This is a genomic window from Luteibacter sp. P1_D3 (assembly GCF_056406135.1).
Genome location: NZ_JBFUAT010000047.1, coordinates 20,980 through 29,810, shown reverse-complemented (window position 1 = coordinate 29,810; position 8,831 = coordinate 20,980). Strand labels below are relative to the sequence as shown.

11 protein-coding genes are annotated in these 8,831 nt (G+C 65.9%); 9 read left to right on the top strand and 2 right to left on the bottom strand.

Going from position 1 to position 8,831, the window contains the following annotated elements; all coding sequences use genetic code 11:
* The 3 genes from AC1DYM_RS20830 to AC1DYM_RS20820 form a co-directional block, all read left to right on the top strand.
* Positions 1 to 987, top strand: a 987-nt coding sequence (locus tag AC1DYM_RS20830) for an acetyl-CoA hydrolase/transferase C-terminal domain-containing protein (protein ID WP_477341641.1), incomplete at its 5' end; no start/stop codon positions are given.
* Positions 988 to 1,026: 39 nt separating this feature from the next.
* Entirely contained in the window at positions 1,027 to 2,286 is a 1,260-nt protein-coding gene (gene ispG, locus AC1DYM_RS20825) for a flavodoxin-dependent (E)-4-hydroxy-3-methylbut-2-enyl-diphosphate synthase (protein ID WP_477341639.1), read from the top strand.
* Between the two features lie 67 nt (positions 2,287 to 2,353).
* Positions 2,354 to 3,184 (top strand): aldo/keto reductase, encoded by an 831-nt coding sequence (locus AC1DYM_RS20820; protein ID WP_477341637.1) that lies wholly within the window; start codon positions 2,354 to 2,356, stop codon positions 3,182 to 3,184.
* 1 nt (position 3,185) lies between these two features.
* On the opposite strand, the gene AC1DYM_RS20815 is transcribed toward AC1DYM_RS20820, so the two are convergent.
* Positions 3,186 to 3,551, bottom strand: coding sequence for a peptidase C13 (locus AC1DYM_RS20815; RefSeq protein WP_477341635.1), 366 nt, complete (start codon positions 3,549 to 3,551; stop codon positions 3,186 to 3,188).
* Positions 3,552 to 3,665: 114 nt separating this feature from the next.
* Between AC1DYM_RS20815 and AC1DYM_RS20810 the strand changes: the two genes are divergently transcribed.
* The 3 genes from AC1DYM_RS20810 to AC1DYM_RS20800 all read left to right on the top strand — a co-directional run bounded on the left by AC1DYM_RS20810 (position 3,666) and on the right by AC1DYM_RS20800 (position 4,808).
* Positions 3,666 to 4,025, top strand: a complete 360-nt coding sequence (locus AC1DYM_RS20810) for a hypothetical protein (protein ID WP_477341633.1) — start codon at positions 3,666 to 3,668, stop codon at positions 4,023 to 4,025.
* 96 nt (positions 4,026 to 4,121) lie between these two features.
* Positions 4,122 to 4,436 carry a hypothetical protein gene (locus AC1DYM_RS20805; RefSeq protein WP_477341631.1) on the top strand — a complete coding sequence of 105 codons (315 nt, stop codon included), beginning with the start codon at positions 4,122 to 4,124 and terminating at the stop codon, positions 4,434 to 4,436.
* 84 nt (positions 4,437 to 4,520) lie between these two features.
* Positions 4,521 to 4,808: an antitoxin Xre/MbcA/ParS toxin-binding domain-containing protein gene (locus AC1DYM_RS20800; RefSeq protein ID WP_046966692.1), complete on the top strand. Its 288-nt coding sequence runs from the start codon at positions 4,521 to 4,523 to the stop codon at positions 4,806 to 4,808.
* A gap of 144 nt (positions 4,809 to 4,952) precedes the next feature.
* On the opposite strand, the gene AC1DYM_RS20795 is transcribed toward AC1DYM_RS20800, so the two are convergent.
* Positions 4,953 to 5,663 carry a YdcF family protein gene (locus AC1DYM_RS20795; protein ID WP_477341629.1) on the bottom strand — a complete coding sequence of 237 codons (711 nt, stop codon included), beginning with the start codon at positions 5,661 to 5,663 and terminating at the stop codon, positions 4,953 to 4,955.
* A gap of 153 nt (positions 5,664 to 5,816) precedes the next feature.
* Here AC1DYM_RS20795 and AC1DYM_RS20790 point away from each other — a divergent pair, with 153 nt between their 5' ends.
* The 3 genes from AC1DYM_RS20790 to AC1DYM_RS20780 are packed head-to-tail and all read left to right on the top strand — an operon-like array spanning position 5,817 to position 8,772.
* On the top strand, positions 5,817 to 6,443 hold the full coding sequence (locus AC1DYM_RS20790) for an XrtA/PEP-CTERM system exopolysaccharide export protein (protein ID WP_477341627.1): 627 nt from the start codon (positions 5,817 to 5,819) through the stop codon (positions 6,441 to 6,443).
* A 12-nt stretch (positions 6,444 to 6,455) separates the two neighbouring features.
* Positions 6,456 to 7,988 carry an XrtA system polysaccharide chain length determinant gene (locus AC1DYM_RS20785; RefSeq protein WP_477341625.1) on the top strand — a complete coding sequence of 511 codons (1,533 nt, stop codon included), beginning with the start codon at positions 6,456 to 6,458 and terminating at the stop codon, positions 7,986 to 7,988.
* Position 7,989: 1 nt separating this feature from the next.
* Positions 7,990 to 8,772 (top strand): P-loop NTPase family protein, encoded by a 783-nt coding sequence (locus AC1DYM_RS20780; protein ID WP_477341623.1) that lies wholly within the window; start codon positions 7,990 to 7,992, stop codon positions 8,770 to 8,772.
* Positions 8,773 to 8,831: the final 59 nt, after the last annotated feature.

Here is an 8,831-nt window from a genome sequence, read left to right as displayed (position 1 = left end):
GTCATGGACGGCTTCATGCACCTGCAGCGCGCGGGCATCCTGCGTCGCCGCGCCTACGACGACATCGCCGTCGAGCGGCGCGCCGCGGCAGGCGAGGATGTGGGCGCCGCCGGTGGCCATTACCTTCGTGGCGCGTTCCTGCTCGGTTCGCGTGAGCTGTACGCGTGGATGCATCGCTCGGAGATCGACGATCCGGATGCGATCGACATGTGCCGCGTGTCCAACGTCAACCATCTCTATGGCGACCACCAGCCGCTGGCCGCCTTGCAGCGACGGGGAGCGCGCTTCTTCAACACCTGCATGATGGCGACCCTGTTCGGCGCCGCCGTTTCGGATGGCCTCGACGACGGGCGCGTGGTGAGTGGTGTGGGCGGCCAGTACAACTTCGTGGCGATGGCGCACGAGATAGCGGGTGGGCGATCGATCCTCCTGCTGCGGGCGACGCGCGGCAAAGGTGCCCGCGCGGCGTCGAATATCCGCTTCGCCTATGGGCATACGACTATTCCGCGACATCTGCGCGATGTCTTCGTCACCGAGTACGGGGTGGCCGACCTGCGCGGCCTGTCCGATGAGGCATGCGTGGAAGCGATGCTGTCGATCGCGGACGCGCGGTTCGTGGATGGACTGGCCGCGGAGGCGAAGAGGGCCGGCAAGCTCCGCGCGGATTTCCGCGTACCGGAGGCCTGGCGTTCGCATACGCCCGAGGGGCTGGCCACGGCGCTCGAACCCATGCGGCGCAGCGGCTTGCTGGACCCCTTTCCGTTCGGTAGCGATTTCACGGAGGTGGAGCGGCAGTTGCTGCCGGCGCTGGGGTGGTTGCGGGATGCGGGGAAGGGCGCCGTCTTGCGGGCCGTCGTGACGCCCGGGCGTGCGGTTGCTGGCGAAACCGAGGCATTGGAGCGGATGGGCCTGGCCAGGCCGGGGTCATGGCGTGAGCGGTTGGCGCAGCGGCTGGTGCAGGCCGCCCTGCGCCGGGCGGGTACATAGTCTGCGGGCGGTCATGGCAATGCGCTAAAATGCACGGCTATGACCGAAGACCTCCCTAGCCGCCCGCGTCCCGCGGAAGCCGCGTCCCGCCGCCCCAGCACGGGTGTGATCGTCGACCGTGTCCAGGTGGGTGGCAGCGCGCCCATCGTCGTCCAGTCCATGACGAATACGGACACCGAGGACCCCGTCTCGACCGCCAAGCAGGTCGCCGAGCTGGCCCGCGCGGGTTCGGAGATGGTCCGTATCACGGTGAATACCCCGGCTGCCGCCGCGGCCGTGCCGCGCATCCGCGAACGCCTGGACATGATGGGCGTCTCGGTGCCGCTGATCGGTGACTTCCACTACAACGGCCACCAGCTGCTGGAAGGCGAGCCGGCCTGCGCCGAGGCACTGGCGAAGTACCGGATCAATCCGGGTAACGTCGGCTTCGGCAAGAAGAAGGACGCGCAGTTCGCCTCGATCATCGAGATGGCGATCCGCTACGACAAGCCGGTGCGCATCGGTGCGAACTGGGGCTCGCTGGACCAGAGCATGGTCGCCGCCCTGATGGACGAGAACGCGACCCGCGCCGATCCCTGGGATGCCGGCCACGTGGCACGCGAGGCCCTGATCCGATCGGCGCTGGATTCCGCGGCGCGCGCGGAAGACCTCGGCCTTGCACGCAACCGCATCATCCTTTCCTGCAAGGTCTCCGGTGTGCAGGAGCTGATCGCCGTGTATCGCGATCTGGCCCGTCGCGCCGACTACGCGCTGCACCTCGGCCTGACCGAGGCCGGCATGGGCTCCAAGGGCATCACCGCGTCCAGCGCGGCGCTCGGCGTGCTGCTCCAGGAAGGCATCGGCGACACCATCCGCATCTCGCTGACGCCGGAGCCGGGGCAGTCGCGCACGGCCGAAGTCATCGTGGCGCAGGAGCTGCTGCAGACGATGGGGCTGCGCGCGTTCACGCCGCTCGTCACCGCGTGTCCGGGCTGCGGTCGCACCACCAGCGAGTTCTTCCAGGAGCTGGCCAAGACCGTGCAGGAACATGTGCGTGAGCAGATGCCGGTGTGGCGGGTGAAGTACGACGGCGTGGAAAACCTCACCCTGGCGGTGATGGGCTGCATCGTCAACGGCCCGGGTGAATCCAAGCACGCGAACATCGGCATTTCGTTGCCCGGCAACGGCGAGGCGCCGTCGGCACCGGTGTTCATCGACGGTGAAAAGGCGATGACCCTGCGCGGCGACAACATCGCCGACGAGTTCGTCGGCATCCTCGACCACTACGTCGAAACGCACTACGCCGCGCGCGGCGACTGACCCATCACGCCTTGAATGCGGGGTCGTCCGGCATCATTACCGGCGGTTCCCCGCAGGAGACAAAGGCATGACTTCTTCCGTTCCGGTCCTCGACCTCAACGATGGCAACAAGGCCCCGCAGCTGGGTTTCGGTGTGTTCCAGATCCCCGATGGTGAAACCGCCGACGCCGTGGCGAGCGCGCTGGCCGCTGGCTATCGCTCGCTGGATACGGCGGCGATCTACAAGAACGAAGCCGGTGTGCGCCAGGGCATCGAGCGCTCCGGCGTCGCGCGTGGCGACATCTTCCTCACGACCAAGCTGTGGAATGCCGAACAGGGTTTCGACAGCACGCTGAAGGCCTTCGACGCCAGCCTGGCGAAGCTCGGCACCGACTACGTCGACATGTACCTGATCCACTGGCCGACGCCCAAGCGCGAGCTCTACATCGATACCTGGAAGGCGTTCATCCGTCTGCGCGAGGAAGGCCGCATCCGCTCGATCGGTGTGTCCAATTTCCAGCCGGCGCATCTCGAGCGCCTGGTGAAGGAAACCGGTGTGGTGCCGGTGGTCAACCAGATCGAACTGCATCCGGATTTCGCCCAGAACGATGTTGTCGCGGCGAACACGAAGCTCAAGATCATCACCGAATCGTGGAGCCCGCTGGGGCAGGGCGGCGATCTGCTGAAGAACGAGGCGCTCGTCGCGATCGGCAAGAAGCACGGCAAGACGCCGGCCCAGGTCGTGATTCGCTGGCATGTGCAGTTGGGGCACATGGTGATCCCGAAGTCGGTCACGCCCGAACGCATCAAGGCCAACATCGACGTGTTCGGTTTCGAGCTGTCGGCGGACGAGATGAAGGCGATCGACGCGTTGGATGCGGGCAACCGCATGGGCCCGCATCCGGATCAGCTGAACTGACTTACTTGCCCATCGAGACGTCGATCTCGAACGGGTAGGGTGCCGGCTTCTTCGGCGGCGGTGGCAGGGTCCAGACGGCAAACTGGCCGGTAAAGCATTTCGCTACCGGGGTTTCCGGCTGGACCGCCACGTCGCTGGAGCGGCCGTTCGCGTCGATCGTCGCGACGATGGTGAAGGGCGTCCTGTCCGCCGGGCTGTTGCTGGCGATGCAGTCCTTGAGCGCATCCGTGGCCGGGTTGCCGATCTTGTCCCACAACGCGCCCTGCCAGGCCTTGCCCTCGGCGTTCTTTTCCAGCGCCTTGGCGGCCTGGACGCGTGCGTCGAAACCGCTGTCGGCGGCAAGGGCAAAAGCGAGGGCAAGCAGCATCGGATGTCTCCGGAATGGGATCGGATCAGCCTAGCAGGGACGCGAGGGCTTCACATCCGCTGGACTAGCGTGGCTGTCATGAGCGTCGCTCCCGCGATGCACCCGGAGCCTTCGATGCATCTACGACCTTCCTGTCTTTCGGCCCTGTTGTTCCTCTCGTCGGCAGCCATCGGCCAGACGGCTCCGACATCTGCGCCGACTGCGACACCGGGGGCGAACCCCGCCGCCGCACCGATGCCGGGACAGGCCCATCCCGCGGCCATGCCGGTGCAGCCCGCGTCGGACGCCGGAGCGACCGAGCGCGGCCTGGCGCCCGTCCAGCCGGGTCATGCCGGGGTTACGCAGCGCGTCCAGAACGCCAACACGCATGATGTCGATGCCCAGGGCCACACGCTGGATCCGCACGGGCGTCCGGTTGGCCAGGCGGCATCGCTGTTGGTCGCGCCCGCAGCCGCATCGACGGTGCACCGCTGAGCGGCAGTCGATAAACGGCATTCCCGGTTGGGGAGTCGCACGGTTTTGCGCCAGTGCGCTACCATCCGGCGGTGCCGCACCTGGACGGGAGTGAGGATGAAACGAGCGATCGCCGTGGCCCTGCTGACGGCCGGCCTGGCCGGTTGTGCGGGGATGTCCTCGAAGATTGCCCGACTGGAAGTCGGCACACCGCGGGATGAGGTCATCGATCACCTCGGTCCGCCGGATTCGGACCGGAACATGATCGGTTTCGAGGTCATGAGCTGGATCGACCGACGCCCAGGACGCTTCTCGTTCTCCCATAAGGACTACACCGTCGTGCTGAAGGACGCCAAAGTCGTCCAGTTCGGCCCCGGCCTGGTCCGCCGTGACGGCAAGACCTCACTCCAGATCGAAACCGGCGATCCCTAGAAGTCGCCTCATAGGCGTACAAGCGTGTCGCTGGCCGGCAACGCTAGCGTTCCCCCATAGCCTTCGGGGAGCCGCGCCATGTCGATGAAAGCACCTACCTATGCCGAGCTGGCCTCGGAGCTGACACGCCTGCACGACGCCCGCGAGGCGGTGATCGAGCAGGCGCTGGACGCGCTGGAGAGCCACCACCCCCCGCTGGCCCAACTGGTCGTGTCGTGCGTGGGCGACCGTCACCGTGCCGCCCGCTGGCTGGTCATGCCGCAACGGGCATTTTCGGGGCGCAATGCGTACGACATGCTGGCCGATGGGGACCTGGACGGGGTCTGGGAGCAGGTGGTGCTGAAGCAATTGGGGATCGTGGCTGCGCTTTGACTGCGGGCACCGCGCTCTGTAGGAGCCGATTCATCGGCGAGCTCTTTCTTCGTGTGGGGGCTGAGGCAAGCAACCTGGGTGGAGCGCTGCTGCGCAGCGGTTTGTTTGCCATTCGCCGATGAATCGGCTCCTACGTTTACCTATTTAAATCCAGCCGCGCCAGCGGTAGACCCGCAGAGCGAGGTATTCGCGCAGGCAGCGTGCCGTAAGCGTCAAGGCGTCGCGCCTGGGCAGCCACGCCGGGGCCTCGGCGAGCCTGGCGTGGCCATCGTCCGCCGGTACGGGCGTGACGGCGATGCCTTCGTGCCGGAAACTGGCGGCGGCGCGACGCATGTGAATCGCCGAAGTCACCAGCAGTATGTCGGACAGGCCACTTGCCTTGAGGATCACCGCCGAGTTACGCGCGTTCTCATGGGTGTTGACGCTGCTGCTTTCGATGCGCAGATCGCCGCCGGGAACCCCCGACAGGGCGAAACCCCGCGCCAGGTCGTCGGCCTGATCGCTTCCGGACACGAGTAACACCGGCGCGAATCCGTCGCGCCAGAGGGTCAGCCCCCTTCCGGCGCGCGTGGTGGTACGCGACCAGTCGGTCACCGGTAACTTGCCGCCGCCCAGGACGACGATCGCGTCGGCGTGTGGCGGGGAGGGAGTGTTTGCCGTTGCGAGACCGTCGCGCAGGGACAGGGCGAGCGCAGGTGTGGAGGCGATCCAGATCCAGGCCAGGGCGAGGGTCGCGGACAACGCCGCCGCTCGCGGCCTCCTCCATAGCACCAGGACCGTCGCGAGGATCGCCAGCAGCAGTGCCTGGACCGCTGGATGGGTCAGCCGTCCGACGATGTCCGTCGCTATCGCCAAAGCCTGTCGTCCTCGTTTCGCGCGGGAGCAAAGCATGGCGCACTTCGCAAGCTTAGGCGCGTCGGTCGAATGGCATAGGCGGGCTGTTGGAATGGACGTGGACCCCTATCGACCCGACGATACCGACCGAGCGAAGTCACAGGGGCAAGTGTCATGATCAAGCGTTGGAACCGCGTCGCGACACTCGTCGCCACCGTCATGTTGACGGCATGCGCGACAGGTGGAATTACCTCGGCACCGCCGAAGATGGACGCCGCCARCCCGGTGGTCGATGCCTATCTGATCGGTGTCGACGACCAGTTGCAGGTGACCGTCTGGCATAACCCCGACCTCAGTGTCAGTGTGCCGGTGCGACCCGATGGCAAGGTCACCGTACCCCTGGTGGGCGACATCGCCGCCGGCGGACGCACGACCGATCAGGTCGGTGCGGAAATCCAGCAGAAGCTCGCCCAGTACATCCGCGACCCGCAGGTCGCCGTGATCCTCACGGCACTGCGCAGCCACGAATACCTTTCCCGCGTCCGGGTGACCGGCGCCGTACGCAGTCCGATCTCGATCCCGTATCGGCAGGGCATGACCGTGCTCGATGCCGTGCTTGCCGCCGGTGGCACGACGGAATTCGCCGCACCCGACCGCACCGAGCTCTATCGGCGCAACGAGGGTGGCTCGACCCAGGCCTATGCCGTGCAACTGCAGAAAATCCTGCAGCAGGGCGACCTGAAGAACAACTACCCGGTACAGCCCGGCGACGTGATTACGGTACCGCAGCGCGCTTTCTGACAGGGGTATGTGATGAGCGGGGAACTTGTTCCTTTTACGGGCATCCTGCCCGCACTGATCGGCGAAGCACGCAGGCGTCGTGTGACGATGGGCGTGATCTTCGCGGTGATCGCCTTGCTGGCACTCGGCGTCGGCATGGTCTGGCCGAAGAAATACGAGGCATCGACCACGATCCTCGCCGAGGAAAGCAGCATCATCACGCCGCTGATGGAAGGCGCCGCCTCGGCCACGGGTAACAAGAACCGTGCCGGCATCGCCCGCGACGTGATCTTCAGCCGTCGCGTGCTCGACGAAGTGCTGCGTGGCGGTGGCTGGTTGGCCAACAGCCCAACGGCGCTGGAGCGCGACAAGATCATCGAAGGGATCAAGGGCCGCACCAAGATCATCAACAACCGCGAAAACCTGATCACGATCACCTATTTCGACTCGGACCCGAAGCGAGCTTTCGAAGTCACGCGCGCCTTCGGCCAGCTGTTCATCAGTGAAAGCCTGGCATCCAAGCAGCGCGAAAGTCGCGAGGCCTACGAGTTCATCAACAGCCAGGTCGAGGCGTATCGCGGCAAGCTGACCGATGCCGAAGGCAAGCTGAAGGCCTACCGCGATGCCAACGCCGATGCGCGTCCGGGCAACGATGTGGAAACCAGCTCGCGAATCAGCCAGCTGCGTACGCAGATCGAAAACAACCGCATGGATTACATGCAGAAGCAGTCGCAGGCCGCGGCGCTCGCCTCGCAGATCAACGGCGAGTCCGAGGTCAACGCGGTGCAGACGGTGGGTGGCATCTATACGACGCAGCTGGGCGATCTGCAGGGCCAGTTGGACAAGCTGCTGCTCAACTACACCGACGACTACCCCGACGTGATCCGCCTGCGCCACCAGATCGAAGACGTCCGCAAGCAGGCACAGACGGCCGATGCGCAGCGCGCAGCAGGCGGTCCGATGCCGATCGATCATTCGACGACGATGAACCCGGTGTACCAGCAGATGCGTCTGCAGCTGTCCGCCGTCCGCGGCGATGCCGCCGCCAGCGCAGCCCGGGTGGGCGCCAGCGAATCCATGCTGCAGTCCGAGCTGGAGCGCAGCAAGCGTATCGCCAGCTCGGAAAACGTCATTGCCGAACTCACCCGCGACTACAACGTGAATCGCGATGTCTACCAGGACCTCCTGAAGCGTCGTGAGAACGCACGCGTGTCGATGAACCTGGACGCCGAGCAGCGCGGCCTGACGTTCCTCGTGCAGAACCCGGCGGTCATGCCGCTGGTGCCCTCGGGCCTCCGCTTCATGCACTTCGGCCTGGCCGGGCTGGCGCTTTCCCTGGCTATCCCCTTCGGTCTGCTCTTCGCGGTGGCTCGCTTCGATCCGCGCGTCCGCTCGGTCGGTCAACTTGAACGGGCGACGGGTTTCCCGGTACTCGCGTCGATTCCGTTCTACCCGACGCCACGTGACCGTCGGCGCGACCACCTGCAAAACATGGCGCTCGGCCTGATCGTCGCCGGTGTCGCCGCGGTGTACCTGCTGCTGTTCTGGATGAGGATGAAGGGCTGACATGAACAAAATGGCCGCGAACAATACCGAATTCAGCGACATGCTCTCCGACCATCATGGCGATGCCCACCACGGTGACGCGCATGCAACGCCCAACCACTCGATCGCGCGGATGCGTGAGGAGGCTGGCGCACTGGCGCCGATCGACTGCGAGCGCAAGCGTCTGATCCATCGCGAGGAGTCCGTACGGCAGCAGTCGGATGCCTTTCGTGGCATCCGCACACGCCTGCTCGAGATGGCCGGCGAGAGCAACTTCATCACGCTTGTGGTGGCCGTGAGTCCGCGCTCGGGAGGCAGCTTCGTCACCCGCAACCTGGCGGCGGCCTTCGCCTTCGACGAGGCCAAGACCAGCCTGTTGATGGACTGCAACCTGCGCTATCCGAACCAGCACAAGGCGCTGGGGATCGAGCCGCGGACTGGCGGGCTCATCGATTTCCTCGAACACCCCTCGCGCGGCATCGCCTCGATCATGTACCACACGGGCGTGCCGCGCCTGCGCCTGATTCCCGCAGGCAAGTCGCGCGAGAACAGCGGCGAGTATTTCTCCTCGTTCCGGATGCGCGCGGTGCTCGACTCGCTGCGCTGCCGTTATCCCGACCGCTACCTCTTCCTCGATGGCCCACCGGTCAAGGGCTCGCCGGATGCACGCATCCTCGCGGACCTCGCCGACTTCGTCGTCATCGTCGCCGGTTACGGGCGTGACACGCCCGCTGCGATCAACCAGGCAGTGGCCAACTTCGATCCCGCCAAGCTCGCGGGCGTGGTTTTCAATCAGTCGCCGTAAGGACGACGTTCCCGCTCGGACGACCGGCAGGCGTTCCGTGCACACAGGGGCTAAGGGAG

Excerpts from the sequence above, each read along its gene's own strand:
- AC1DYM_RS20800 (WP_046966692.1), top strand. The coding sequence starts at position 4,521 with ATGAAAGCACCTACCTATGCCGAGCTGGCCTCGGAGCTGACACGCCTG.
- ispG (WP_477341639.1), top strand. The coding sequence starts at position 1,027 with ATGACCGAAGACCTCCCTAGCCGCCCGCGTCCCGCGGAAGCCGCGTCC.
- AC1DYM_RS20805 (WP_477341631.1), top strand. The coding sequence starts at position 4,122 with ATGAAACGAGCGATCGCCGTGGCCCTGCTGACGGCCGGCCTGGCCGGT.
- AC1DYM_RS20780 (WP_477341623.1), top strand. The coding sequence starts at position 7,990 with ATGAACAAAATGGCCGCGAACAATACCGAATTCAGCGACATGCTCTCC.
- AC1DYM_RS20815 (WP_477341635.1), bottom strand. The coding sequence starts at position 3,551 with ATGCTGCTTGCCCTCGCTTTTGCCCTTGCCGCCGACAGCGGTTTCGAC.
- AC1DYM_RS20810 (WP_477341633.1), top strand. The coding sequence starts at position 3,666 with ATGCATCTACGACCTTCCTGTCTTTCGGCCCTGTTGTTCCTCTCGTCG.
- AC1DYM_RS20820 (WP_477341637.1), top strand. The coding sequence starts at position 2,354 with ATGACTTCTTCCGTTCCGGTCCTCGACCTCAACGATGGCAACAAGGCC.
- AC1DYM_RS20785 (WP_477341625.1), top strand. The coding sequence starts at position 6,456 with ATGAGCGGGGAACTTGTTCCTTTTACGGGCATCCTGCCCGCACTGATC.